Raw genomic sequence first — 26,916 nt, forward strand, 5'->3', positions numbered from 1 at the left:
TCAAGCTTCAGTTTGTCTGCAATTTTTTGGGTCGTCGATCAGCTGCCGGACGCCGCGCGGTCGATGAACAAGCTGCCTTTGGTGACGATCTGCTCGCCGGGTTTCAGATTGCTGGTGACCTCGACGAGGTTGCCGTTGATGAGGCCGATCTTGATCTGGCGCAGCTCGACCGACTTGTCCTCGCGCGCGACCCAGATGCGGACCTTGTCGGCTTCATAGATCAACGCCTGCTTCGGCACAGCGGGCGCGGCGCGATCGCCGGCCGAATAGATCGTGACGTTGGCGAACATCTCGGGCTTGAGCAGCCCATCCTTGTTGTCGATGGTGGCGCGAACCTGCAGGCGGCGGGTGTTGGGGTCGATCGCGGCAGCGACGTAATTGATCTTGGCGGTCAGGGGACGGCCCGGCAGCGCCATCACGTTGACGGTGATGTCCTGCCCGATGCAGATCGCGGCCGCATCGCTCTCGCGCACGAAGGCGGTGAGCCAGACCGTGGAGAGATCGCCGACCACGAAGACCGGATCGCTGGCGCCGGAATTGACGTACTGGCCGGGGCCGATCTTGCGCTGCACGACCGTGCCGGAGATCGGCGAATAGATCGTGACTTCCCGATTGATCACGCCTTTGTCCTGGAACGCCTTGATGGTCTCGTCGGTGAAGCCGAGGATGCGCAGCTTGTTGCGCGCGGCTTCCAGCGCAGTCTCCGACGAGCGCATGTCGTTGCGCGCCTGAACCTGGGTCGCTTCGGCCTGCTGATAATCCTTCAGCGGAATGGCATGGCCCTCATAGAGGTCCTTGGCGCGCTTGAACTGGATGTCGGAGAGCTCGAGCGCCGACTTCGCCTTGTTCTGCGAGGTCATCGCCGCGATGAAATCGTTCTGGGCCTGCACGGTGTCGGCGGCCTCGATCGTGAACAGCGGTTGGCCCTGCTTCAGCATCTCACCCGGCTTGGCCAGCAGCTTGGTGACGCGGCCGGCATAGGGCGAGAACACCGGTGTCGAGCGGTCCTCGTCGACGGCGACCTTGCCTTCGGTGACATATTCGGCGCGGAAGGCCTTGGCCTTGACCGGCTCGATCGTCAGCGTCGCCCATTCCGACGGCGTCGGCGTGAAATTCTGCGCATTCCTGCGCGACTGGCTGGAGATCTCGGAGTGCTTCTTTTCTTTGGCGCCGACGTAGCGAAAGCCGTAGGCCCCAACGCCGGCAAGAGCTAGTAAAACTACGGATGTGATCACCCGTTGTTTCGTAAACACCTGCAATCGCTTGGTATTTTCAACTACCATGGAGCCCGGTCGTGTCTGCGACGATCTCGGCAGATGCCTGCCTTATCGGTTGCGCTAATAGTGCCGAATTGCAATTCCAAACAACCTAAAAAACGCTGCGCGCCTTTCGGTTTGCGTTAAAATTTCGCGACATGTCAGCTTCACGTCAGCTTCACGCCGGCCACTGTGCCGGATGACTGCCGAGCGGCATTGCCGGGCGGCTCCATTGCGCCGGCGTCTTCGACAGCATCGCCGCATGGCGCACCGCCTTCAACATGCCGAAGCCAGATGGCATGTTCTCGATGAACGCAGTATGTACGGCTTCGCCCGTAAGATCCGGGGTGTTCAGTCCGCCATCGAGCCGGCCGAGATCCCAAAGCCAGCGCCCGGTCTGCGCCAGCGACACCCGCACGTGCCAGCTGCCGCCTTCGCGCGCCTGACGCGCCTTGGCCATCATCGCACCGAACGCCATCAGATAGCCGGTGGCGTGATCGAGCATCTGTGCCGGCAATTCCTTGGGACCATCGAGACCGGCAGCACGTCCCTCGGCATGATTGAATCCGGTCGTGGTCTGCACGAGGGAGTCGAAGCCGCGCCGCTCGGCCCAGGGGCCGGCGTGGCCATAGGCCGACAGCGTCACATAGACGATGCCCGGATTGATCTGCGCTGCATCCTCGGGAGCGAAGCCGAGGGCGGCGAGCGCGCGGGGGCGATAGCCCTGCGAGAAGATGTCGGCCTCCCGCAACAGTTCGCGCAATTGCGCCCTGCCCGTCTCGCCCTTGAGCTCGACGAACGTGGCGAGCTTGCCCCGGCCGGTGTCGATGGTGAGCCAGGGAATGGCGGGCAGCTCCGGCCCTGACACCAGCAGAACGTCCGCACCATGCGCAGCGAGCGTGCGGCCGGCGACGGGGCCTGCGATGACGCGGGAGAGATCGAGCACGCGCAGACCTGCAAGCGGACGATCGCCTTGTGGCCACGGCTTTGGCGGGGCATCGCCGATCTTCTCGATCGAGAGCAGCGGCAACCCGGCGAGCGCGCGCGCCTGCGGCAGAGCCGACCATTCGTCGTAGCTCCGCATCAGAGCGACCACGCCGCCCGCGGCGTAAGCCGCAGTCTCGAAATCCTCGCCCTTCCACTGCATCAGCGCTGCCTGCACCTTGTCGCGCTCCGCCTCGCAGCCGAGCACCTTGCAGACGGCGTCGCGGTGATGCGGGAAATTGGTGTGGCAGCGGACGAAGCGGCCATCGCCGGTCCTGTAGACGCCGGCGATCGCGTCCCAGGCCGGCGGCGGCGGCTTGTCGTCGAGGCGCAGATAGCGCTCGGAGCGACATTCGGCGACGGCGTGGCGCATGTCGACGGAGACGTTTTGGGTTTCGCCGCTGCGTTGTCTCCATATCTCGGCCGCTGCAAGGCCCGCCGCAGCAATCGTGGTTTGGCCGGCAACAGCAACACGAAAGGAGGATGGAATCTGCGGCTCCTCTCCGGTCAAGCGCACACGTTCGAGCGCGGACGCATCGCCGCCGGCGGAGGTCCAGATATCCCTGAGAATGTCGGCGGGGCTTTGCATGACCCTTCTCTCCCTTTAGCTTTCAACATCCTATTAGCATATAAGGACATGCAATGGCCGCCATCGATCCTCTCACCGCAGGTGCCGTGTTCATCGCAACGGCGGCCACAGACGCGGTCTATGTGATGTTCACCTCGGCTGTAATCGCGCGCAAGCGCATGTCAGCTGCGAACTGGAGCGCGGTCTGGTACATGCTCTCCTCCTACGCCGTGATCAGCTACACCGAAAACGCGTTCTATGTCGCTTTCGCGGCGATCGGCTCCTGGGCCGGCGCCTACGCCTCGCTGACCTTCCTGCACCGCCCGCCCGGCGGCCCGCCGGTGGGGGCCGCGCCGGAGTGAGGACGTAAGGTGGTGGCATGTCCTCCAATGCTAATCCCGTCATCCTGAGGTGCGAGGCCTGCGATGCATCGCAAGTCGAGCCTCGAAGGATGCACGGCCGAGGTGGCAGCCGGGCTGTCGCCCTTCGAGGCCTCCGCTACGCTCCGGCACCTCAGGGTGACGGTCGAACAATGGGATTTGCGGCGATGCCGCGCACGCGGCTACACTCTCCACGACCAACAAAAAGGAAACCCAACAATGGATCTCGGTCTCAAAGGCAAGAACGCCATCGTGCTCGGCGGCACGCGCGGCATCGGGCGGGCGATTGCGGAGACGCTCGCCGGGGAAGGCACCAATGTCGCGGTGTGCGCGCGCAATGCCGATCAGGTCGCGACCACCGTTGCCGAGCTGAAGGCGGAGGGCGTCAACGCCGCCGGCGGCCCGGTCGACGTAACCGACGGCGCTGCGCTGAAATCCTGGATCGAAGGTGCCGCAAAAGAGCTCGGCGGCATCGACATGCTGTTCTCCAATGCCGGCGCGATGGCGCAGGGCCACGATGCCGCATCCTGGCAGCAGAATTTCCAGCTCGACCTGCTCGGCGCCGTGCATGCCTTCGATGCCGCGCGGCCGTTCCTCGAAACGAGCGGCGAGAAGAGCGGCGACGCCGCCTTCGTCATCATCTCCTCGATCTCGGCGGCGCAGGCCGACACGGCCAGCTCCTACGGCCCGATCAAGGCGGCGCTGATCCACATGGCCAAGGGACTGGCGCGGCAATATGCGAAGAAGAAGATTCGCGTGAATGTGGTGTCGCCCGGCACCGTCTATTTCAAGGGCGGCGTCTGGGAGATGGTCGAGAAGAACATGCCCGAGCGTTACAACGACGCGATGAAGCGCAATCCGACCGGCCGGATGGCAACGCCGCAGGAAATCGCGAGCGCCGCGGTGTTTCTGGCAAGCCCGGTGTCGGGGTTCACGACGGGGTCGAATCTCGTCGTGGACGGCGCGATCTCGAACCGGGTGAATTTTTAGAAGGGCGCACTGTCATCGCCCGACTTGATCGGGCGATCCAGTATTCCAGAGACGGCGCGGCTAGAGCCGAGAAGCCGCGGCGTACTGGATACCCCGCTTTCGCGGGGTATGACGGCTGAGCGTGTGGCACGCTACTTCAACAAATTCGTCATTGCGAGCGGAAAACTCGTAGGGTGGGCAAAGCGACTTGTCCGCCGTAGCTCGAAGAGCGAAGGCGGAGGCGTGCCCACGTCTTCGCGACGAGCCGCAAAAGGAGGTGGGCACGGCGCTTAGGCGCCTTTGCCTACCCTACGGCAGCCGTACGTGTGGCAGCACTCCGCGCCACCCCTCAATGAAAATCCCGCGATGGCGGCAGGATGCGGACGTTGCGGGGGTGGCGGATTTTCTGCGCCGGCATGTCCGTAAGCGCGCGGGAGTCTTCGTTAAGCGGCTCGACCACGGTGGCACCTGCCGGCACCGGATGCTTGCGGCTCAGGGCGTCGTTGGCGAGGCCGACCAGATCGTGCGAGCGATCGATCATGCGCTGGGCGATGAGATGCGTCACCTTCTCGGGGCTGCTCTGGATATAGCCCTCGACCAGGATGAGGCGCGCGCCCATCACCTCTTTCCGGTACTGCTCCATGATCTTGGGCCACACCACGACATTGGCGATGCCGGTTTCGTCCTCCAGCGTCATGAACACGACGCCGCTGGCGCTGCCCGGCCGTTGCCGCACCAGCACCACGCCGGCGCAGCGGACGCGCCGGCGCTCGTTCTCGTGGCTGACATCCTTGCAGGCGACGACGCGCTCGCGCGAAAACATCTCGCGCAAGAATTCCATCGGGTGCCCCTTCAGCGATAGCCGGATGGTCTGGTAGTCCGCGACCACCTGCTCGGAACGCGGCATCACCGGCAGCGGTTGCGCGTGCTCGTCCGGCTGCTCGCGCGCGGTCGCCGCCTCGAACAGCGGCAGCGGCACGTCGTCGGGCAGCCGCCGCACCTGCCACAGCGCCTCGCGACGGTCGAGCCCGAGCGAGCGAAACGCGTCGGCATCGGCCAGCAGGATCAGCGCGCGCTTGGGCAGGCCGGTGTCGCGGGCGAAATCCTCCAGCGAGGTGAAGGGGCGACGGTTGCGGGCGGCGATGATGCGGTCGGCCCAGTCCTCCTGAGTGACGTAGACTTTGCCTTGCCGCTTCGCCTGCTCCTTCTTGAGGACCTCCTCATCGGGATCGAGCCAATGGAAGCCGTCGATCTGGCGAAAGCCAAGGCGGACGGCACAATGCCTGCCGTCAGTATTCTCCAGCGTGTTCTGCGCAAAACTATAGGACACGTCGATATCGCGCACCTCGACGCCGTTCTTGCGGGCATCGCTGACGATCTGTGCCGGCGCATAAAAGCCCATCGGCTGCGAGTTCAGGAGGCCACAGCAGAAGGCGTCGGGGTGATGATATTTCAGCCATGACGAGATGTAGACCAGCTGGGCGAAGCTCGCGGCGTGGCTCTCCGGGAAGCCGTAGGAGCCAAAGCCCTTGATCTGGTCAAAGCAGCTTCTGGCAAAATTGGCATCGTAGCCGCGCGCGACCATATTGCCGATCAGCTTCTCCTCGTATTGGCCAATGGTGCCGACATTGCGGAAGGTCGCCATCGAGCGGCGCAGGCCGTTGGCTTCCTCGGACGTGAATTTTGCCGCCTCGATCGCGATGCGCATGGCCTGCTCCTGGAAGAGAGGCACACCCTTCGTCTTGTGCAGCACCTTGTAGAGCTCGTCCGCGGGACCATGCTCGGGCGATGGCGAGGGATAGGTCACTTTCTCAAGCCCGTTCCGCCGCCGCAAATACGGATGTACCATGTCGCCCTGGATCGGACCCGGGCGCACGATGGCAACTTCGATGACGAGATCGTAGAACGTCCGCGGCTTCAGGCGCGGCAGCATGTTCATCTGGGCGCGGCTCTCGACCTGGAACACGCCGAGCGATTCCCCGTCACACAGCATGTCGTAAACCTTGGGGTCGTCCTGGGGAACGCTCGCCAGCACAAAACGCTCGCCTTTGTGGTCTGCGATCAGATCAAAACATTTCCGGATGCAGGTCAGCATGCCCAGCGCGAGCACGTCGACCTTCATCATGTTGAGCGCGTCGACGTCGTCCTTGTCCCATTCGATGAAGGTGCGGTCGTCCATCGCCGCGTTGCCGATCGGGACATAGGTGTCGAGCCGGTCCTGCGTCAGCACATAGCCGCCGACATGCTGGGAGAGATGGCGGGGGAATTCGATCAGCTCGGTCGCAAGCTCGACAGCAAGGTTGATCATGGGATTTTGCGGATCGAGCCCGGCCTGCCTGACCTGCATGTCGTTGAGACCCTTGCCCCAGCTGCCCCAGACGGTGTCGGCGAGCGCGGCGGTGACGTCCTCGGTCAGGCCCAGCGCCTTGCCGACGTCGCGGATGGCGCTGCGCGGGCGATAGTGGATGACCGTTGCGATGATCGCGGCACGATGGCGGCCGTAGCGGCGATAGACATATTGCATCACCTCCTCGCGCCGGGAATGCTCGAAATCGACGTCGATATCGGGCGGCTCCAGCCGCTCCTTGGAGATGAAGCGCTCGAACAGCAGATCGACCTTGGTCGGATCGACCGAGGTGATGCCGAGCACGTAGCACACCGCCGAATTCGCCGCCGATCCCCGCCCCTGGCACAGAATGTTCTGGCTGCGCGCGTAGTGCACGATGTCGTGCACGGTGAGGAAATAATGTGCGTATTTCAGCTCGGCGATCAGCGCGAGCTCTTTGTTCAACGTCGCGCGCAGCTTGTCGTCGATCTTACCTCCAAAATATTTATCGACGCCCGCCCAGGTCAAATCCTCCAGATGCCCTTGCGCGGTCTTGCCTGGCGGCACCGGCTCGTCCGGATACTGGTATTTGAGCTGGTCGAGTGAGAAGTCGATCTTCCCCGCAAAACGCATGGTCTCCGCGATCGCCTCGGGGATATCGCGGAACAGCCGCGCCATCTCCCTGGGCGTCTTCAGAAACCGCTCGGCATTGGCTTCCAGCTTCCGTCCGACTGCCTCGATCGTGGTCTTTTCCCGGATGCAGGTCAGCACGTCCTGAAGCGGACGGCGGCCGGGATCGTGATAAAGCACCTCGTTGGTCGCGAGCAGCGGCACTTTTGCTTCGGCGGCGAGGTCATCGAGCCGTGCCAGGCGGCGCCGGTCGTCGCCGCGATAGATCAGGCTCGCGGCCAGCCACACGCCTTCGGCGCGGCTCGCCTTTAGTTTTGCAAGCACATCCAGCGCCTGCGCCGGCTCGAAGCGATGCGGCAACGTCAGGACCAGGAGCTGGCCTTCCGAAAATTCCAGGAGATCGGCGAAGGTGAGACGGCACTCGCCCTTCTCGATCCGCGTGATGTCGTCGCCGCGCTTGCCTTTGGTCAGGAGCTGGCACAGCCGGCCATAGGCGGCGCGGTCGCGCGGGTAGACAAAAATGTCGGGCGTGCCGTCGATGAAGACGATGCGCGCACCGATCAGCAGTTTCGGCTTGTGCAACACCTTGTCATTGTCGAGCTCATTCCAGGCCCGCACCACGCCGGCGAGCGTGTTGTGGTCGGCGATTCCGATCGCGGGAATGCCGAGCTTGCTCGCCTGATGCACATAGGCTCGCGGATCCGAGCCACCGCGCAGGAAGGAGAAGTTCGTGGTGATGCCGATTTCGGCATAGGCGGGCGTATTCATGCGAAGAGACCGTGCACATACCAGCCGGGAGAAGCAGGCTCGCCGTCGCCGTCGAACACCTCCCCCTCGTAAAGTCCGTCGCGAAAAATCCAGAAGCGCAGGCCCTCGGCGTCCTCGATGCGAAAGTAATCCCGCGTCAGCTGCTTGCCGTCCTGCCGCCACCATTCCATCGCGATACGCTCGGGTCCTTCCACCCGCACCACGGCATGCAGCGCGCGGCGCCAGGTGAACTGATGCGGCGGACCATCCGGCACGGCCGCGAACGGCACCTTGATCGGCTCCGGCTTGTCGAACAGCCTTAAGGGACGCAGCGGCGGCTCGCTTTCGGTCCGTGCCGGCCATTCGGCCTGCATGGCGGCGGTGAGATGATGCTGCGCCGGCGCGGCCATCACAGCGCATTCGGGAATATGGGTATCCTCAGGCAGGTGCACGACGACGCGCTTTCCGCCGATGCGCGCGGCGATGCGGTCGATCAGCGCGGCAAGCTCGTCATTGTCGTGGACATGGGCGTCGAGATCGCGCTGCTCCTGCACCACGATCTCGGTCCGGCTCGCCGACAGCCGCACCATGTCGAAGCCGAAGCCGGGATCGAGGGGATCGGCCAGCGCATCGAGACGCTCGCGGAACAGCCGGTCGATCACCGCGCTTCGCGTCACCGGACGTCCGGTCTCGACCATGATCGCGCGCACCACGCCGTCGGTGCGGAAGAACGCGGCTTCTAGCCGGCGCGCGCCCTTGCCCTGCTTCTCCATCGACGCGATCAGCGTATCGGCGAGCCGCGACAGCGTCATTGCGATCATGGTGTCGGTCGCGATCGGCTCGGCGAAACGCTTCTCAACGATGTAATCGGGCAACGGCTTACGCGGGTTGATCGGCGCATCGCCCTGCCCTAGCGCATGTGCGAGCAAGGTTGAGAACCGCGCCCCGAACCGCGCCGTGATCTCGCTCGGCGAGCGCGCGGCGACATCACCGATGGTCTTGAGGCCGGCGCGGCGCAGGCCGGTGGTGATGGCCTCGCCCGCACCGAGCGCGGACACCGGAAACCGGCTGATCGCCCTCGCCTCTTCGCCATCGGCAACGATGGTGCCCGTGGCCTGCCGCGTCAGCGTGCGCGCGCAGACCGAGGTGCCGGCGATTGCCGCGCTGACGGCAAAGCCTTGTCGGCCGAGCGCACGAACCAGCGCTTGCAGCAACGCAGCCTCGCCACCGAACAGATGCGCACAGCCGGTGATGTCGAGGAACAGCCCATGCGGCGGGTCGAGCGCGACCAGCGGCGTGAAGCGGTCGCACCAGTCGGCGATGTCGCTAAGCGTCTTCGCATCGGCCGCGACATCGGCATCGAACACTTTCAGGTCCGGGCACATCGCCCGCGCATTGGCCAGCGGCTGACCGATGTACAGGCCGAGGCGCTCGGCAGCCTCGTCCAGCGCATGGATCACCAGCGCATTGTTGTCCTTGATGACGACGATGCTCGGCTCATTATTGGTTTTACCCAGCCCGGCGCTGTTGAAGAAACGCTGGATCCGGTCGATGGGCAGGCGCGGCAGCCACAGGCTGAGAATACGTCGACGGTTCACTGAACTGGCACTCATCACAATTCCATTCCATGATCCACCGGCCGCAGGGGCCATGACGATTACGCAAGAGTTCGGCATCGAAGCGCGGCGCGCCCCATGCGTCCCACACCGATCCCGGCGGCGAATGCGCCGCGCGCAGCATCCACCTGGTCTCCGCGGTCGAAGGCAGCGGCTGCGCCGCCATCCGCAGCATCAGGCCGGTGACGCCGGAGCCTTGCGCGGCCAGCGTCAGCTTGCGGCTCGCCACGAGATCGAACTGCCTGGTCTCGCCCCAGAGCTCGAGCACGACGGCGCCGAGCGCATCGCAAGCGAGCGCATCGGCCGAGGTACGCAGCGCGCTCTCGACATCGGCGGCGCGCACCATCACCACGCGGCGCGGATCGAGGCCGAGCTCGGCGAGCCCGCTCATCGACAGCGCGCCTGCCTCTATCTCCAAGAAATCCTGCCGTACCCACAGCAACGGCCGCTGCACCGAGACGCGCCCGGCAAGCCCCATGACGAAGCCGGTCGCGGCCGCCCCCTGCCGTCCCTCACAAAACACCTCGTGGATCGCCGCGCGCGCGAGCCCGCCCTTCAGCGCGTTGTCGGCTTCGCTATGACCGAGTGCGACGCGATCGTGCGGATGCACGACCGTCGCCGTCTCGATACGCTCGATCTGGCCGCGCAAGGTCGCAAGCGCGCTTTGACGTGCGCCGCTCATGCTCGCCGCTCCTTCAGGGTGATTGCCGATGGCTCTCAAAAAGAGAACCAGCGGCTGGCTCATTTGTTCATGATATGTTCTAATATAAAGCTAACGGCGCGTAGAGAGTCAATCGAATTGGCGCGCAAGCGGATTCATGAGCTGAATCAAAGGGATTCCAAGATGGACGTACAACGCAAGCTGGAAATCCTGGCTGACGCCGCCAAATACGACGCGTCCTGCGCCTCCAGCGGCACCGAGAAGCGGGATTCCAGCGACGGCAAGGGCATGGGTTCGACCGCGCCCGGCATGGGCATCTGCCATTCCTACGCGCCGGATGGACGCTGCATCTCGCTGCTCAAGGTGCTGCTGACCAACGCCTGCAATTACGATTGCCTCTATTGCGTCAACCGCGCCTCCTCGAACGTGCCGCGCGCCCGCTTCACCGTCGACGAATTGGTCAAGCTCACGCTCGACTTCTACCGTCGCAACTACATCGAGGGCCTGTTTCTCTCCTCCGGCATCATCCGCAGCCCCGACTACACCATGGAGCAGGTTTTGAGCGTCGCGCGAAAGCTGCGCGAGGAGCATCACTTCCGCGGCTATATCCATCTCAAGACCATTCCCGAGGCCGACGATGCGCTGATCGCGGAAGCCGGCAAATATGCCGATCGTCTCTCCATCAACATCGAGATGCCCGAGGAGACGAGCCTGCAGCAATTCGCGCCGGAGAAGGACGTGCGCGCGATCCGCCGTACAATGGGCCGGCTGCGGCTGAAGCTCGACGAGGCCGAGGAAGGCCGCAGTGCGAAGACCAGGGCCAAGCCGCAGCGCTTCGCGCCGGCGGGCCAAAGCACGCAGATGATCGTCGGCGCTGATGCTGCCTCCGACCACACCATTCTCCACACCAGCGCCAATCTCTACGGCGCCTACCGCCTGCGGCGCGTCTACTACTCCGCCTTCAGCCCGATCCCCGACGCCAGCCGCGCCTTGCCTCTGGTGCAGCCGCCGCTGCTGCGCGAGCACCGGCTCTACCAGGCCGACTGGCTGATGCGGTTCTACGGTTTCGATGTCGGCGAGATCGTCGACGACAGCGCGATGCTGCCGCTCGACATCGATCCAAAACTCGCCTGGGCGCTGCGCCATCGCGACCGCTTCCCGCTCGACATCAACCGCGCCAGCCGTGAGGAGCTGCTGCGCGTGCCGGGCTTCGGCACCAAAACGGTCGAGCGCATCATTGCAACACGGCGCACCACCACGATCCGTCTCTCCGATCTCGCCCGGCTGCACGTGCCCAAGCACAAGGCATTGCCATTCATCGTCCTCAGCGATCACCGCCCCTCGCCGCATCGTCTCGATGCCGCCGGGCTGATCGAGCGCTTCAAGCCGAAAGCAACACAATTGGGATTTGGCTTCTGATGCAGTACATCACCCTCGACAACGAAACCGATTTCGACGGCTGGCGCAAAGCCGCGCGCAGCCTCGTGCTTCATCATGTGCAGCCCACCGATGTCACCTGGACCGTACAGGGCGGCGAAGCCGATTTGTTCGCGCCGCAAGCGCCGTCTCCGATCCTCGAGGTGAACGACGGCACCTTCAACGTATCAGGCAAATTCGTCGAACTCGCCCAGGCCGCAATCCTGCACCGCGATATCAAGCGCTTTGCGATCCTCTATCGGCTGCTGTTTCGGCTGAAGGACAACCACGACCTCATCGAGGTCGCGACCGACCCTGATGTCGCGCAGGTCACGGCGATGGCGCGAGCGGTCCATCGCGACGAACACAAGATGCACGCCTTCGTCCGCTTCCGCGAGATCGGCAGGGAACGCGAGGCGCATTACGTCGCCTGGTTCGAGCCGGAGCATCACATCGTCGAGCTCGCAGCCCCGTTCTTCGCAAAACGCTTTGCCGACATGCCTTGGTCGATCCTGACGCCGGACCTCTGCGCACATTGGGACGGCCACGCGCTCGCGTTCACGCCGGGCGTCAGCAAGAGCGAAGCACCGGGCGAAGACCGGCTGGAGGAAACCTGGCGGCGCTATTACGCCAGCATCTTCAATCCGGCCCGGCTCAAGGTGAAGGCGATGCAGGCCGAGATGCCGAAGAAATATTGGAGGAACCTGCCCGAGGCTTCGATCATTAAGCCCTTGATCGAGGACGCCGAACGCATGACCGGCGCCATGATCGCCAATGCCGCAACCGATCCGCACAAGCCTCAGAAGCGGCCGGAGGCTCCGATGAAACGCAAGCCAGCTGCCGACGATCTCGAAGCGCTCCGCGAGGAGGCCGCGCATTGCCGCGCCTGCCACCTCTACAAGGACGCGACCCAGACCGTGTTCGGCGAAGGCCCGAGATCCGCCAACATTATGCTGGTCGGCGAGCAGCCCGGCGACAAGGAAGATCTCGCCGGCCATCCGTTCGTCGGTCCGGCGGGCCAGATGCTCGACCGTGCGCTGGAGGAGGCCGGTGTCGATCGCAAGAAGGTCTATGTCACCAATGCGGTGAAGCACTTCAAATTCGTGCCGCGCGGAAAGATCCGCCTGCACCAGAAGCCGAATACGCCGGAGATCCGGGCCTGCCGGCAATGGTATGAGCGGGAAGTCTTGGCAATTCAGCCTGATCTGATCGTGGCGATGGGTGCCACCGCCGCGCAAAGCGTGTTCGGCAAGATCACCCCCATCGGCAAGACCCGCGGCCGGCTCATCGACCTTCCCGACGGACGCAAAGCGCTGGTGACGGTGCACCCGTCCTATCTGCTGCGGCTGCCCGATCCGGAAGCCAAGGTGCAGGAATATCAGCGCTTTGTCGACGATTTGAAGATCGCTGCCGGCTTGCAGAAGAGAGCCGCGCGGGCCGCCTAAATACTGGCAGGAAAACGGTTTTCAACCGCCGCTTGTCATCCAGCCTTCAAATCCATCGCGGACAATACCCTTACTTCAAAGTTAAGGGGCGTCCAGACATGACCGATGTAGCATTCGACCGCGCGGTAGCCGATCCCGCGCCGATCCAGCCGGCCTCGCGGCCAAATCTCGACAAGGGCTTCAATCCGCTGACGATGATCCTGTTCTTCGGCATCCTCGCCGCGGGCCTGCTGTTCGTCGCCTACAGCATCTATGTCGACGTCAACGCAACCGGCGCACGCGTGACGAGCTACCTGCCCTACATCCTGTTGTTCGTCGCGCTGCTGATCGCGCTCGGCTTCGAATTCGTCAACGGCTTCCACGACACCGCCAATGCGGTGGCGACCGTGATCTACACCCATTCGCTGCCGGCCGAAGTCGCGGTGATGTGGTCGGGCTTCTTCAACTTCCTCGGCGTGCTCATGTCCTCCGGCGCGGTCGCCTTCGGCATCGTCTCGCTGCTGCCGGTCGAGCTGATCCTGCAGGTCGGCTCCAGCGCCGGCTTCGCGATGGTGTTCGCGTTGCTGATCGCCGCGATCCTGTGGAATCTCGGCACCTGGTTCTTCGGCCTGCCCGCCTCCTCGTCGCACACGCTGATCGGCTCGATCATCGGCGTCGGCGTCGCCAACGCAGTCATGCGCGGCCGCGACGGCACCTCGGGCGTGGACTGGACCAAGGCGACCGAGATCGGCTACGCGCTGCTGCTGTCGCCGCTGTTCGGCTTCATCTGCGCTGCGACGCTGCTGCTGCTGCTCAAGTTCGTCGTGCGCAACCCGGCCCTGTATGCCGCGCCCGAGGGCAACAAGGCGCCGCCGCTCTGGATCCGCGGCCTCTTGATCGCGACCTGCACCGGCGTCAGTTTCGCGCACGGCTCGAACGACGGCCAGAAGGGCATGGGCCTGATCATGCTGATCCTGATCGGCACCGTGCCGACCGCCTATGCGCTCAATCGCGCACTGCCGGAATCCCAGGTCGCCCAGTTCCAGAAGGTCTCGGATGCTGCTTCCAAGGTGATCGCGGCCAAGGGTGCCGGTCACTCGATCATCGGCGATCCCCGTCCTGCGGTGACGCAGTACATCACCTCGCACCACATCAGCGAAGGCACCTACCCCTCGCTGTCGGTGCTGGTGAAGGATGTCGGCGACCAGGTCGCGAAATACGGCTCGCTCAACAAGGTGCCGGCGGAAGTGGTCGGCAACACCCGTAACGACATGTACCTGACCTCGGAAGCGATCCGCTTCCTGATGAAGGACAAGGAAAACGACCTTAACAAGGAAGAGGTCGCGACCTTGAACGCCTACAAGGGCGGGCTCGACGGCGCCACGAAGTTCATCCCGACCTGGGTGAAGGTCGCCGTCGCCATCGCTCTCGGCCTCGGCACCATGATCGGCTGGAAGCGCATCGTCATCACGGTCGGCGAGAAGATCGGCAAGAGCCATCTGACCTACGCACAGGGCGCCTCGGCCGAGCTCGTGGCCGCCGCTACGATCGGCGCCGCCGACGTGTTCGGCCTGCCGGTCTCCACCACCCACGTGCTGTCGTCCGGCGTCGCCGGCACCATGGCCGCGAACGGTTCGGGCCTGCAAATGGCGACCATCCGCAATCTGCTGATGGCCTGGGTGCTGACGCTGCCCTGCGCGATCATGCTGTCGGCCACGCTCTACGTGATCTTCTCGCGGATCTTCTGAGCAATCACGCTCCTCAAAGACAAAGGGCCCGTGCGATGCACGGGCCCTTTTCATTTGCGCTTGAAGCTCGGCGTTACGACGCCGCGAGCGATTCCTCGACCAGCTTGACCCAGTAAGACGTGCCGAACACGATCGCCTCGTCGTTGAAATTGTAGGCGGGGTGATGCAGGCCGGCGCTGTCGCCGTTGCCGCAGAAGATGAAAGCGCCGGGGCGCGCTTCCAGCATGTAAGCGAAATCCTCGCCGCCCATCAGCGGCGGCATCTCGTGCACGTTGGCATCGCCGGCAACCTGCTTTGCAATGCGCCGCGCCACCTCGGTCTCCGCAGCGTGGTTGTTCACGACGGGATAGTTGCGCTGGTAGCGCAAGTCGATCTTCGCGCCGGTGATCTGTGCGACGCCCGCCACCACCTCATGCACGCGCTTCTCGACCAGCTTGCGCACCTCGGGCGAGAGCGTGCGGATGGTGCCCTTCAGCGTCGCGGTCTGCGGAATGACGTTGCGGGCGTTGCCGGCGTGGAATTCGCAGATCGAGATCACGGCCGATTCCAGCGGATCGACGCTGCGCGCGACGATCGACTGCAGCGCGGTGATCACCTGCGCGCCGACCAGCACGGAATCGACGCATTTGTGCGGACGCGCGGCATGACCGCCGAGGCCCTCGATCATGATATCGACCTCGTCGGTCGCCGCCATGATCGGGCCCGGCCGGATCGCGAACGAGCCGATCGGAATACCGGGGCCATTGTGCATGCCGTAGACCTGCTCGATGCCGAAGCGCTCCATCAGGCCGTCCTTGACCATGGCCGCGCCACCGGCGCCGCCCTCCTCGGCGGGCTGGAAGATCACGACCGCATCGCCGGCGAAATTGCGGGTTTCGGCGAGGTAGCGGGCGGCCCCGAGCAGCATCGCGGTGTGGCCGTCATGGCCGCAGGCGTGCATCTTGCCCGGGGTCTTGGAGGCGTAAGGCAGGTTGGTCTGCTCCTCGACCGGCAGCGCATCCATGTCGGCGCGCAGGCCGATCGTCTTGAGCCCCTCGCCGGCCGGCTTGTTGCCCTTGATCACCCCAACCACGCCGGTCTGGCCGAGCCCGGTGACGACCTCGTCGCAACCGAACTCGCGCAGCCGGTCCGCGACGAATGCTGCAGTGCGATGAACATCGTACAGCAGCTCGGGATGCTCGTGGATGTCCCGGCGCCAGGCCTGAATATCGGGTTGAAGGTCGGCGACGCGGTTCACGATGGGCATGGAAGGTCTCAAGCTTTGTTGAAAATGCAGGATTGTCTACCATGCAAGCGCCAGTCCACCCAACTGCCGCGGGCCGAGGGTAACCCTGTCCTCTCGTCATGGCCGGGCTTGTCCCGGCCGTCCACGTCTGACTATTAGAACAGAAAGTGCGTGGATGCCGGGACAAGCCCGGGCATGACGCCGGTTGGGTGGAAGCAGAATGCCGAGACGGCTCGAAGGTGAATTTGATTACATTGTCGTCGGGGCTGGTACGGCGGGCTGCATCGTCGCCAACCGGCTGTCGGCCGATCCCGGCAATCGCGTCCTCGTCCTCGAAGCCGGCGGCGACGACAACTGGATCTGGTTCCACATCCCGGTCGGCTATCTCTTCGCGATCGGCAATCCGCGCTCGGACTGGATGTTCAAGACCGAGGCCGAGCCTGGCCTGAACGGCCGTTCGCTCGCCTATCCCCGCGGCAAGGTCATCGGCGGCTGCTCGGCGATCAATGCCATGATCTCGATGCGCGGCCAGGCCGCGGACTATGACCACTGGCGACAGCTCGGCATGACCGGCTGGGGCTATGACGATGTGCTGCCGCTGTTCAAGAAGCTCGAAGACCACTTCCTCGGCGCCAGCGAGCATCACGGCGCCGGCGGCGGCTGGCGCATCGAGGCGCCGCGGCTGTCCTGGGACGTTCTCGATGCCGTCGGCGATGCCGCCGAAGAGATGGGCATCAAGCGCATCCCAGATTTCAACACCGGCGACAACGAAGGCACGAGCTATTTCCACGTCAACCAGAAGCGCGGTCGGCGCTGGTCCTCAGCGCGCGGCTTCCTCAAGCCTGCGCTGAACCGCCCGAACCTGCGGCTCGAGAAGCATGTGCTGGTCGACCGCGTCATCATCGAGCAAGGCCGCGCCGTCGGCGTGCGTTTCATCCAGAACGGCGAGATGATCGAAGCGCGTGCGAAACGCGAGGTAGTCCTCTCGGCCGGCTCGATCGGCTCGGTGCAGGTGCTGCATCGCTCCGGCATCGGCCCCGCCGACTGGCTGTCGCCGCTCGGCATCGACATTGTCATGGACAAGCCCGGCGTCGGCCGCAATCTGCAGGATCACCTGCAGCAGCGTGCGATCTACAAGGTCGAGGGCGTGCGCACGCTGAACGAGACCTATTACAATCTGTTTCGCCGCGGATTGATGGGCCTCGACTACGCCTTCCGCCGCCGCGGTCCCCTAACCATGGCGCCGTCGCAACTCGGCATCTTCACGCGCTCCGACGCGACGCGCGCACGCGCCAACATCCAGTTCCACGTGCAACCGCTGTCGCTCGACAAGTTCGGCGATCCCCTGCATCGTTTCCCCGCCATCACGGTCAGCGCCTGCAATCTCCAGCCGACCTCGCGCGGCACCGTGCGGCTGCGTTCGGCGAGCCCTGACGAGAAGCCGATCATCGCGCCGAATTATCTGTCGACCGACGACGACCGCCAGGTCGGCGCCGACGCCATCCGCACCACGCGCCGCCTGATGCAGCAGAAAGCGCTGGCACGATACCGCCCGAGCGAATATCTGCCCGGCCCCTCCGTCGGCGACGACGATGCATCGCTCGCAAAGGCTGCCGGCGATATCGGCACCACCATCTTCCATCCCGTCGGCACGGCGAAGATGGGCGCGGTGAGCGATCCCATGGCGGTGGTCGACGAACGCCTGCGATTCTACGGGCTCGAAGGCCTGCGCATTGTCGATGCTTCGATCATGCCGACCATCACCTCCGGCAACACGAATACGCCGACGGCGATGATCGCCGAGAAGGGCGCGACGATGATTTTGGAGGATGCGAAGTAGCATCCTGTCGCATGATCAATCCTCACCGCTTTTCAATCGGCCCCGCCGACGCAGCGATCGCCATGCTGCAATGGGGTGAAAGCGGCAAGCCGCCTGCTCTGCTCGTGCATGGCACCGGTTTCGTCGCCTACGTCTGGGACGAAGTCGCGCGCGAGCTAGCATCGACCCATACGGTCTATGCGCTCGACCGCCGCGGCCATGGCGCCAGCCACAAGCCCGGCGCCTATCACTTCCTGGACTATGCCGAGGATGTCTGCCGGGTGATCGATGCACTCGAGCTGCGCGACGTCTACGGCATCGGCCACAGCGCCGGCGCCACCGACCTGCTGCTGGCGGCAAAGCTCTTGCCCGGACGCTTCACACGCCTGTTCGTGATGGAGCCGACCATCATGGACCCGCGCGCGGCGCGCCCCGGAGGGTTGGGCGAGGAATCCCTGTCGCGAGTCCAGGGCACGCTGCGCCGGCGCGCCGAGTTCGACAGTGCCGAGGCCGTCTTCGAACGCTACCGCACAGCGCCGGCGTTTGCGGATTGGACCGAGACCTCGCTTCGAGCCTATGTACGCCACGGCTTCGTGCCGCTCGACGATGGCCGGGTGCGACTCTGCTGCACGCCGGAGATCGAGTGCGCAATCCTGCGTCCGATCTACGAGGCGATGGAGCAGGTCTATGTCGGCGATGCCCGCGGTAATCCGTTTGCCTCGCTCACCCAAATCGACTGCCCGGTGCGCGTCACGACCGCGGCGAAGTCCGGTCCGATCTACTGGGAGATGGCGCGACGCGCGGTGTCGCTGATTCCGCGCGTCAGCACGTTCGTCTTTGAAGACGCCGGACACTGCGTGGCACAGGAAGTGCCGGAGCGCGTGGTCGAAGCCGTCAGAGATTTTTCGAAATAGGTCTCGTGCCCCGGACGCGCTGCAGCGTGCAACGCTGCTGCGCTGAGCCGGGGCCCATCTCGCCACGTCCCGTGAAGCCTTCTGGGTCCCGCTCTGCGCAGCAACGCTACGCGTTGCAGCGCGTCCGGGACACGGATCACCTCACGAAATCGTCATCACCTCCCGCGAATAAGCCTCCCCCTCCCCCGATCACCTCCTCTGAAAGCCCAATTCCGGGCGACGTGGAGAGATGCGATGAGCGGACATGATCACGACGGCGACGGCGTCAGCCGCCGCAAGGTGCTGGAATGCATGACCTGGGCCGGCACCGGGGTGCTCTGGACCGTCACCGGCGGTGTGCCGCGCTCGCTCGGCATCATCGATTCCGCACAGGCTGCGACGGCAGCCGCGCCCGGCATGAGCTTCCTCCAGATCAGCGACAGCCATGTCGGCTTCGACAAGCCGGCCAATCCCAACGCACTCGGCACGCTGGAGGAGGCTGTGGGCAAGATCAACGCGATGCCGGCCAAACCGTCCTTCATGATCCATACCGGCGACATCACGCATCTGTCCAAGGCCGCCGAATTCGACAATGCCGAGCGCATCATCTCGCAGAGCAAGCTCGATGTGCACTACGTGCCCGGCGAGCATGACTTCCTCGACGAGGAGGTGAAGTTGTATCGCGAGCGCTATGGCCGCGGCACCAAGGGCCAGGGCTGGTATTCCTTCGATGCCGGCGGCGTGCACTTCGTCGGCCTCGTCAACGTCGTCGACCTCAAGGCCGGCGGCCTCGGCAATCTCGGCGCCGAGCAACTTGCCTGGCTCCAGGACGATCTGCGCGGCAAGTCGAAATCGACGCCGATCGTGCTGTTCGCCCACATCCCGCTCTGGACCGTCTATCCGGAATGGGGCTGGGGCACCGAGGACGGCGGCCGCGCGCTGGAACAGGTGAAGGGTTTTGGCTCGGTCACCGTGCTGAACGGACACATTCACCAGGTGATGCAGAAAGTCGAGGGTAACGTGACCTTCCACACCGCGCGCTCCACCGCCTTCCCGCAGCCGGCGCCGGGAGCCGCCGCCTCGCCCGGACCGATGAAGGTCGAGGACGCCAGGCTCCGCGGCATGCTCGGCGTTGCCAGCATCAACTTCAAGCAGAACGAGCAGCGGCTCGCGATCATCGACACGCCGCTCCAGGGCTAAGGTGGAAGCTGACAATGAAGACCCTCAACCGCCGCGCCTTCGGCGTCGATCTCGGCCTCGCTCTGGCCGCGGCCATCCTGCTGCCCGCAACAAGCGCTCGTGCCGACGACATGGAGATCCATATCGACAATTTCGTCTTCCAGCCGGCCGAGCTCAAGATCAAGGTCGGCACCACCGTGACCTGGACCAACCGGGACGACATCCCCCACACCGTGGTGTCGGCCGGCAAGTTCAGGTCCAAGACCCTGGACACTGACGACAAGTTCTCTTTCACCTTCACCAACGCGGGCGATTACAAGTATTTTTGTTCGCTGCACCCGCACATGACGGGGATGATCAAGGTTGAGTAACGTCTCCAACCAAGGCATCAACGTCTTGCCCGGCCGGTGGTCCCACGCCGGCCGGGCTCCTGCGTCTCCGGCGACATCAGGCGAAACGGCAAAGCGAGCGGCGATGCCACCGATAAGCGACGATCCAGACAAGGCGCAACGCTTCCGCGAGGCAGCGCTGCCCCATCTCGACGACGTCTACACGCTCGCCCGCTACCTGCTGCGCGATGCCTCCGACGCGGAAGATGCGGTGCAGGAGTGCTATCTGCGCGCGCTGAAGCACTTCGACAGCTATCGCGGGCCGGCAATGAAGCCATGGCTGTTCGCGATCCTGCGCAATGTCTGCAACGCCGAATATGCGCGGCGCGCGCATCGGCCCAGCGCGATCGAGGACACGCCCGGCGCCAACGAGCAGACGCCGATATGGCAGGAGAGCGAGGCGAGCCCCGAGACCGAAGTGCTGCGCAGCCGCGATGCCGGCGCCATCCGCAGGCAGATCGACGCGCTCGCCGAACCGTTCAGGGAAGCCTTCGTGCTGCGTGAGATCAACAACCTGTCCTATCGTGAAATCGCAGAAGCCGTCGGCGCGCCCATCGGCACCGTGATGTCCCGCCTCGCCCGCGCCCGTGCCCTGCTGCGCGCGGCCTGGTCGGCGGAAGAGGAGCAAGCGAAATGACCTGCGACGAAGCAAGGATCCTGCTTCACGCGCTGCTCGACAACGAGCTCGATGCCGGCCACGCGCGCGAGGTCGAAGCCCATATCGCCAGCTGCCCGGACTGCGCGGCGGAGCTTGCCGCACAGCGCGAGATGCAGGGCGTGCTCGCCAATACCAGTCTGCGCTACACCGCGCCGGCAAGCCTGCGCACGCGGATCGAGGCCTCACTGCCCGAGCGGCAACGCCAGCCCAGCCGCCGCTCCGTGCTGCGTGGCTTTGCGATGGGCTCGGCGGTCTCCGCGCTCGCCGCAACCGGAATCGTCGCCATCGTGCTGCGCCAGGACGACCAGCAGCGCATCCTCTCGGAGGTCGTCTCCGCGCATCTGCGCTCGCTGCAGGCTGGCCACCTCACCGACGTGATCTCGACCGACCAGCACACGGTCAAGCCGTGGTTCAACGGCAAGCTCGATGTCGCCCCGCCCGTGATCGATCTCACCGCGCAGGGTTTTACGCTGGTCGGCGGCCGGCTCGACTATATCGACGCCCGCGCCATCGGCGCCGTCGTCTACAAGCGTCGCCAGCACGTCATCAATTTGTTCGTGGCGCAGACCGCGAGCACCGAGCATCGGCCGCCGAAGACCCAGACCATGCAGGGCTTCAACTGCCGCCGCTGGGGCGAGCGCGGCCTGAACTTCTGGGCCGTCAGCGACATCGGCGCCGACGAGCTCGCCGAGTTCGTCGACAAGTTCGAGACAGCGATGAAGGCGAATGTGGAGGGGTAGAACTAACGCACAACGTCATTGCGAGGAGCGCAGCGACGAAGCAATCCAGGCTGTCTCCGCCGAGATAGTTTGGATTGCTTCGCTTCGCTCGCAATGACGGTTGCCGGGATAGCTCGGCCGAATTCAGGCCGACCTTCTCACCGCGTTGTCCACCAGCGTCTTGCCGAGCGACCAGATCGCGCCGGGGACCTTATGGCTGCCGGCGATGACGTCGTCGAACGCCTTTTCGATCCAGCTGCAATCTTCCTCGGTGATGGTGAGCGGCGGCAGCAGCTTGATGGTGTGGCTGCCGTGACCGGCCACTTGCGTGAGGATCTTGTGATCTTTGAACAGCGGCACGGTGATGAGCTGGCAGAACAGGCCCTTGTTGGCTGTCTCCAGCACGTTCCAGGAGGCGCGCAGCCGCAGCGATTTCGGCGGGCCGAACTCGACGCCGATCATCAGGCCCTTGCCGCGCACTTCCTTCATCAGCTCGTAGCCGGGCACCATGCGCGTCAGCGCGAGGCGCAGCTCGGCGCCGCGCTTGGCGGCGGACTCGATCAGCTTCTCTGACTCCATCACGTCCAGCGTGGCGATGCCTGCGGCCATCGCGAGGTCGTTCTTGGAGAAGGTGGAGCCGTGCACGACGGCGCGGTCCATCTGGTTGAAGATCTTGTCGAAGATGGCCTTGCGCGTCAGCACCGCGCCGACCGGCACGTGGCCGCCAGATAGCGACTTCGACAGCAGCACCATGTCGGGCTCGACGTTCCAATGCTCGACCGCGAGGAAGCGGCCGGTGCGGCCCATGCCGGTCTGGATTTCGTCGGCGACGAACAGCGTGCCGTACTTCTTGCAGAGCGCAGCCGCGCCCGGCAGGAACTCGTCGGTGGGCATGTTGACGCCCTTGCCCTGGATCGGCTCGACCACGAACGCCGCGACCTCGCGCGAGGCCAGCGCCTTTTCCAGCGCGGCCAGATCGTTGAACGGGATCGAGGTGCAGCCCGGCAGCAGCGGCTCGAAGCCGGTGCGGAAGTTCGAATCGCCCGTCAGCGACAGCGCGCCATAGGTCAGGCCGTGATAGCCGTGGGCGCAGTAGACGATGCCGGGGCGGCCGGTGGCGCCGCGCGCGAACTTGATCGCGGCTTCGACGCATTCGGCGCCGGAATTGGCGAAGAACGCCTTGTCCAGATAGGGGACATATTTCAGCAGCCGCTCGGCGAGCACACCGGCAAGCACGGAGACGTCGAACTGGACGAGGTTGGGCAGGTCGGCATCGAGCACGCTCTTGAGAGCGTCGCGCATGACCGGATGATTGCGCCCGATCGCAAACACGCCAAAGCCGGACAGCAGGTCGAGATAGCGCGCGCCGTCGCGATCGTAGAGATACTGCCCCTGCCCCTTCTGGAAGCCGACATCGTAGCCGATGGTCTTGAGAACCCGAACGAACTGCTCGTTCAGATACCGATTATGCAGGGTGCTGCGCTGGGCCTGACGGTCCGCGAAAAGCTCAGACATGTCTGGATTTGGGCTGTGCATCCGTTACATACTTCGGTTGAGGGCCGTCTCGTCAACTGAAAAGGGACCGTTACTGAAAACGGTCTGTGCGGCCTTTTGCCCTTTTTCGGACCATCTTCGCAAGCACAGCTTTAGCCCATGTTGCACTGCCAAGGAACTATCATGCGTTTAGCCCTTTACACCGGACTAATACTGGTTGGCGGTTACACCTGCCTGACCCCGGCGCTCGCCGCGGATCCCACCGGCGACTGGCGGGTTGCCGACGGCGTCGCCAACATTCGCGTCGCCCAATGCAATGGCAGCATGTGGGGCGCTGTTTCCTGGGAAAAGCAGCCCGGCGGCCGCGACGAGAACAATCCGGATGCCTCAAAAAAGACCAGGCCGACGCTGGGCATGGCGACGCTGATCGACATGAAGAAGAAGCCCGGCGCCGATCAGTGGGAAGGGCAGGTCTACAACGCCAAGGACGGCCAGCTCTATAGCGCCACCATCACGCCAGCCGGCGCCGACCAGCTTGAAATCAAGGGCTGCGTGATGGGCTTCCTCTGCGGCGGCGAGACCTGGACCCGGGTCGGCCCGCCGATCCCCTTGAGCACCGCCAATGCCATGGCCAAGGGCGCGCCCAAGTCCACCGGCGCGGCGCCGAAGGCTCAGGGCACGATGGGCGCGACAGCGGCGCCTGCGCCGGCGGCCGCCCAAAAGAGCGCCACCGCCCCTGCAAAGCCGGGTCAGAAAGGTGCCGCCGACCCGGTCGGCGACATCTGCCTACTCCCTGAGATTTCGGGGTTTGCCCATTAGGGCCGGCTGGAACAGCAGCACGGCGGCGAGCGTCGTCACCAGCGAGAGTGCCAGCAGCTTGCCCATGCTGGACGTGCCGGGATGGCTCGACAGCCACAGGCTGCCGAACGCGGTCGCCGTCGTCAGCGCGCTGAAAAAGATCGCGCGCGTCAGGCTGGTCTGGAGCAGGTTTGTCCTGCCCGAGCGCCAGGCCACGACATAGTAGATCTTGAAGGCGACGCCGACGCCGAGCAGCAGCGGGAACGCGACGATGTTGGCGAAGTTGAGCGGCAGGCCGATCAACACGCAGATCTCGAGCGTCACCGCGCCGGCAACCAGCAGCGGCACCAGCGTCATCAGCACGTCGACGAACCGCCGCAACGTGATCCACAGCAAGAGGCCGATCACCAGCAGCGCGTAAATGCCGGCGTGGATGAACGCCCGCACCACGGTGTCGCCGGATTTCAGGATCGAGACCGGCCCGCCGATCGCGGTCGGCTCGGCAACGAGCACCGCCGCCGCAAATCTGCGCAGCGTGTCGTTGTCGTTGGGATCGCCCTTGGGCAGCGCTTCGACGCGGATGATGCCGTCCTTGCTCTTCCAGGCGCTGACGAGATCGGGCGGCAGTGAGCTCAGGGTGACGGGCCCGGCCTGCATCGCGTTCCTGAGCTGGTCGAACACGATCTTCATCGGCGTGACGAACACGTCCTGCGCCCTGTTGCGCGTGGCCTCGTCGCCATTGGCGAGCTTTTCGAGCGCGTCTGCCAGACGGCGCGAGGCGATCGAGCCCGGCCCCTTCGCATCGCCCGCGGTCCGGCGCAGATTGTCGACCGAGGATTTCAGCGCCTCGACGTTTTCCTTGTCGGTCGGCGCCGCATCGATCTGATCAGGGTTGAGCGCGGGATTCAGCACCTTGGCGCCCTGCGCGAGCAGCTTCAGCTTCGGCGGCTGATCCTCCGGCACGAAGCTGTTGAGCGACATCACCCGCAGCACCTCGGGCACCTTTTCGAGCTTCGCCTCGACCTGCTTTGCCTGCTCCTCGGACGTGGTCATCACGTTGATGGCATTGGCGCCGGTGTTGGGATCCTTGCGCAGGTCGAGGAAGGTCGCGATCGATTCGGCCCTCGGGTTGCGCAGGTTCATCGGGTTGAAGTCGAACTTCATGAAATAGAGTAGCGGCAGGCCGGCGAGCGCCAGCATCAGCGTGCCGCCCACGACCAGCACGCGGTGCTTCTCCAGAAAGTGATCGAGCGGCGCCAGGAAGGCGTAACCGACTGGCTCCTTCTCGCCGGGCGGATTCAGCAGCTTCAGCATGGCCGGCAGAACGGTGATCGAGGAAAGGAACGCCACCAGCATGCCGACGCCCGCGATCTGGCCCAGCTCCGCGATGCCCTTGTAGTCGGTCGGCATGAAGCAAAGGAAGCCAGCCGCGGTCGCCATCGCCGCGAGCGACAGCGGCACCGCCGATCGCTTCGCCGCCAGCACCAGCGCGCCCGTGAGATCGTTGTGCTTGTAGCGCTCGGAGCGGTAGCGGACGCTGTACTGGATGCCGAAGTCGACGCCGAGGCCGACGAAGAGCACCGCGAATGCGATCGACAGCAGGTTGAACGATCCGACCATCATCAGGCCGGCGGCGGTCGTCAGCGCGAGGCCGACGAAGAGATTGACGAACACCGCGAAGATGATCTTCGACGAGTGCAGCGCCAGCCACAGGATCAGCAGCACGACGAGGACCGTGCCGACGCCGTTGACGACGGCGCCTTCCTGGACGGTCGCATATTCCTCGTTGGCGATCGGGACCGGACCGGTCAGCCGCACCCGGGCCTGGTATTTGGTCGCAAAATCCAGATCCACTGCGGCCTTGCGGATCGCGTCGGTGGCATCCTTGCCGGGCTCCAGCGCGTTGTAGTCGAGGATCGGCTTGAACTCGATGAAGGCGCGCCTGTCCGAATCCTTCAGCGGCTCGTCACTGACGAGCTCGCGCCAGGAGAAGCTCGCATTGCCCTTGTTGAGCACGGTCTCGACCGTCTGCGCGATCAGGTTGAACGGACGCTCGGTGTTGTCGAGCTTGACCTGGCCGCGCTTGACGCCGGCGAGTCCCGTCTCCAGCGCGCCGGTCAGGCCGCGGATCGAGGGATCGCCAGCCATGATCTCGATCAGGGGCGCTGCAGATTCGAATTGGCTGGTGATCTTGCCGACCTCTTCGGTCGGCAGGAACAACAGTCCGTTCTTTTCGAAGAACTCGCCGCTGCCGAGCTGCTGCAGGGACTGGAAGTTGGTCTTGTCGTCCTTCAGCCTGGCATAGAGCGCGTCCGCCGCGGCGCTCGTCATCTCCGGGGTCCGGGCCTCGATCACAGCGAGGATCGTTTCGTTTTGATCGAACGCCTTGTCGAACTGCTGGTCACGCTTGCGCCAGTCGAGATTCTGAGAAATCAGCGAATTGATGTCGGTGTTGATGGCGAAGTGGCGCGCAGCGTAATAGCCCGCTCCCACCGACAGCAGGAGCCCGAGAACGACGACGAGGGAGGCAAACCGGGTGCAGGCCCTGACGATGGCAACGACTACGCTTTGCAGCACTTCTTTTCTTTCTGCGGTTAACAGCTTGCCGGAAACGCCCGCTGTTTATCGGAGTTCCCGGGCGAAACCTATTGCTGTTTTGAGAGGCTCTCGCCGCCAGAAGGTTCGAGGTAAACGGCGGCAGACCGTGGCAAAATCATGCGGGGCGGTCGGTATAGCCGGGGAGTTGAGGCGGGAACGTGACGAAGGGCTGGTCACTGATGTCGCTGGCTTGCATACACCCACGTCTCTACTATAATACCGTAAAATCGGCTCGGCAGGGAACCCAGATCCATTCGAGCTTTCCTTACCGCCGATTTTTTGACACAAAGTATTGCGCCTCCATGCGCCGGAGCCCCGACGGGGGTGGGTGGCTACCGCGTGCGCGGACCAATGGTGCGGATATTGCAACGCATTGGTCAGTATCGAGGTGCCGCCGGGACTTACGAAGCGGATTGGTG

Annotated in this window: 20 protein-coding genes; 12 read left to right on the forward strand and 8 right to left on the reverse strand. The window is 64.5% G+C overall.

The genetic code is table 11. The features are described from left to right. Positions 1-38: 38 nt before the first annotated feature. Both GGD66_RS17230 and GGD66_RS17235 read right to left on the reverse strand, forming a co-directional pair. Positions 39-1,283, reverse strand: a complete 1,245-nt coding sequence (locus GGD66_RS17230) for an efflux RND transporter periplasmic adaptor subunit (protein ID WP_183258436.1) — start codon at positions 1,281-1,283, stop codon at positions 39-41. Between the two features lie 151 nt (positions 1,284-1,434). Then, on the reverse strand, positions 1,435-2,829 hold the full coding sequence (locus tag GGD66_RS17235) for a CoA transferase (RefSeq protein ID WP_183258437.1): 1,395 nt from the start codon (positions 2,827-2,829) through the stop codon (positions 1,435-1,437). A 53-nt stretch (positions 2,830-2,882) separates the two neighbouring features. Between GGD66_RS17235 and GGD66_RS17240 the strand changes: the two genes are divergently transcribed. Further along, the gene (locus GGD66_RS17240; RefSeq protein WP_028146977.1) at positions 2,883-3,170 is read left to right on the forward strand and encodes a hypothetical protein; all 288 of its coding nucleotides are present in this window, start codon (positions 2,883-2,885) and stop codon (positions 3,168-3,170) included. A 237-nt stretch (positions 3,171-3,407) separates the two neighbouring features. Beyond that, on the forward strand, positions 3,408-4,178 hold the full coding sequence (locus GGD66_RS17245) for an SDR family NAD(P)-dependent oxidoreductase (RefSeq protein ID WP_183258438.1): 771 nt from the start codon (positions 3,408-3,410) through the stop codon (positions 4,176-4,178). A gap of 328 nt (positions 4,179-4,506) precedes the next feature. Here GGD66_RS17245 and GGD66_RS17250 read toward each other — a convergent pair whose 3' ends face one another. Genes GGD66_RS17250 through GGD66_RS17260 form a run of 3 tightly spaced genes read right to left on the reverse strand, consistent with a single transcriptional unit; the run spans position 4,507 to position 10,158 of the window. Next, complete coding sequence (locus GGD66_RS17250) at positions 4,507-7,881, reverse strand: error-prone DNA polymerase (protein ID WP_183258439.1); 3,375 nt, start codon at positions 7,879-7,881, stop codon at positions 4,507-4,509. Continuing rightward, positions 7,878-9,473: a DNA polymerase Y family protein gene (locus GGD66_RS17255; protein ID WP_183258440.1), complete on the reverse strand. Its 1,596-nt coding sequence runs from the start codon at positions 9,471-9,473 to the stop codon at positions 7,878-7,880. Before GGD66_RS17255 ends, GGD66_RS17250 begins: the two co-directional genes overlap by 4 nt. Further along, positions 9,370-10,158 (reverse strand): ImuA family protein, encoded by a 789-nt coding sequence (locus GGD66_RS17260; RefSeq protein WP_183258441.1) that lies wholly within the window; start codon positions 10,156-10,158, stop codon positions 9,370-9,372. The genes GGD66_RS17255 and GGD66_RS17260 overlap by 104 nt, the downstream gene beginning before the upstream one ends. A gap of 162 nt (positions 10,159-10,320) precedes the next feature. Between GGD66_RS17260 and GGD66_RS17265 the strand changes: the two genes are divergently transcribed. The 3 genes from GGD66_RS17265 to GGD66_RS17275 all read left to right on the forward strand — a co-directional run bounded on the left by GGD66_RS17265 (position 10,321) and on the right by GGD66_RS17275 (position 14,725). After that, positions 10,321-11,556 (forward strand): putative DNA modification/repair radical SAM protein, encoded by a 1,236-nt coding sequence (locus GGD66_RS17265; RefSeq protein WP_183258442.1) that lies wholly within the window; start codon positions 10,321-10,323, stop codon positions 11,554-11,556. Continuing rightward, on the forward strand, positions 11,556-12,998 hold the full coding sequence (locus GGD66_RS17270; RefSeq protein WP_183258443.1) for a UdgX family uracil-DNA binding protein: 1,443 nt from the start codon (positions 11,556-11,558) through the stop codon (positions 12,996-12,998). The genes GGD66_RS17265 and GGD66_RS17270 overlap by 1 nt, the downstream gene beginning before the upstream one ends. A 98-nt stretch (positions 12,999-13,096) precedes the next feature. Then, positions 13,097-14,725, forward strand: coding sequence for an inorganic phosphate transporter (locus GGD66_RS17275; protein WP_183258444.1), 1,629 nt, complete (start codon positions 13,097-13,099; stop codon positions 14,723-14,725). 73 nt (positions 14,726-14,798) lie between these two features. Here GGD66_RS17275 and GGD66_RS17280 read toward each other — a convergent pair whose 3' ends face one another. Next, positions 14,799-15,971, reverse strand: a complete 1,173-nt coding sequence (locus tag GGD66_RS17280) for a M20 aminoacylase family protein (protein ID WP_018315712.1) — start codon at positions 15,969-15,971, stop codon at positions 14,799-14,801. A 199-nt stretch (positions 15,972-16,170) separates the two neighbouring features. Here GGD66_RS17280 and GGD66_RS17285 point away from each other — a divergent pair, with 199 nt between their 5' ends. The 6 genes from GGD66_RS17285 (at position 16,171) to GGD66_RS17310 (ending at position 21,628) form a co-directional block, all read left to right on the forward strand. Further along, positions 16,171-17,790: a GMC family oxidoreductase gene (locus tag GGD66_RS17285; protein WP_183258445.1), complete on the forward strand. Its 1,620-nt coding sequence runs from the start codon at positions 16,171-16,173 to the stop codon at positions 17,788-17,790. An 11-nt stretch (positions 17,791-17,801) separates the two neighbouring features. Then, the gene (locus tag GGD66_RS17290; protein ID WP_183258446.1) at positions 17,802-18,683 is read left to right on the forward strand and encodes an alpha/beta fold hydrolase; all 882 of its coding nucleotides are present in this window, start codon (positions 17,802-17,804) and stop codon (positions 18,681-18,683) included. Between the two features lie 234 nt (positions 18,684-18,917). After that, positions 18,918-19,862: a metallophosphoesterase gene (locus GGD66_RS17295; RefSeq protein WP_183258447.1), complete on the forward strand. Its 945-nt coding sequence runs from the start codon at positions 18,918-18,920 to the stop codon at positions 19,860-19,862. A gap of 14 nt (positions 19,863-19,876) precedes the next feature. Further along, a complete protein-coding gene (locus GGD66_RS17300; protein WP_183258448.1) occupies positions 19,877-20,212 on the forward strand; it encodes a cupredoxin family copper-binding protein in 336 nt (111 codons plus the stop codon). 103 nt (positions 20,213-20,315) lie between these two features. Then, positions 20,316-20,867 carry a sigma-70 family RNA polymerase sigma factor gene (locus GGD66_RS17305; RefSeq protein WP_183258449.1) on the forward strand — a complete coding sequence of 184 codons (552 nt, stop codon included), beginning with the start codon at positions 20,316-20,318 and terminating at the stop codon, positions 20,865-20,867. Further along, positions 20,864-21,628 carry an anti-sigma factor gene (locus GGD66_RS17310; protein WP_018315706.1) on the forward strand — a complete coding sequence of 255 codons (765 nt, stop codon included), beginning with the start codon at positions 20,864-20,866 and terminating at the stop codon, positions 21,626-21,628. The genes GGD66_RS17305 and GGD66_RS17310 overlap by 4 nt, the downstream gene beginning before the upstream one ends. A 123-nt stretch (positions 21,629-21,751) precedes the next feature. Here GGD66_RS17310 and hpnO read toward each other — a convergent pair whose 3' ends face one another. Next, entirely contained in the window at positions 21,752-23,143 is a 1,392-nt protein-coding gene (gene hpnO, locus GGD66_RS17315; protein WP_018315705.1) for an aminobacteriohopanetriol synthase HpnO, read from the reverse strand. A 141-nt stretch (positions 23,144-23,284) separates the two neighbouring features. Between hpnO and GGD66_RS17320 the strand changes: the two genes are divergently transcribed. Next, positions 23,285-23,920, forward strand: coding sequence for a DUF2147 domain-containing protein (locus tag GGD66_RS17320; RefSeq protein WP_183258450.1), 636 nt, complete (start codon positions 23,285-23,287; stop codon positions 23,918-23,920). Here GGD66_RS17320 and GGD66_RS17325 read toward each other — a convergent pair. Continuing rightward, complete coding sequence (locus GGD66_RS17325) at positions 23,888-26,476, reverse strand: MMPL family transporter (protein ID WP_183258451.1); 2,589 nt, start codon at positions 26,474-26,476, stop codon at positions 23,888-23,890. The genes GGD66_RS17320 and GGD66_RS17325 overlap by 33 nt on opposite strands. Positions 26,477-26,916: the final 440 nt, after the last annotated feature.

The sequence above is a fragment of the Bradyrhizobium sp. CIR48 genome (assembly GCF_014198315.1).
Taxonomy (GTDB): Bacteria; Pseudomonadota; Alphaproteobacteria; order Rhizobiales; family Xanthobacteraceae; genus Bradyrhizobium.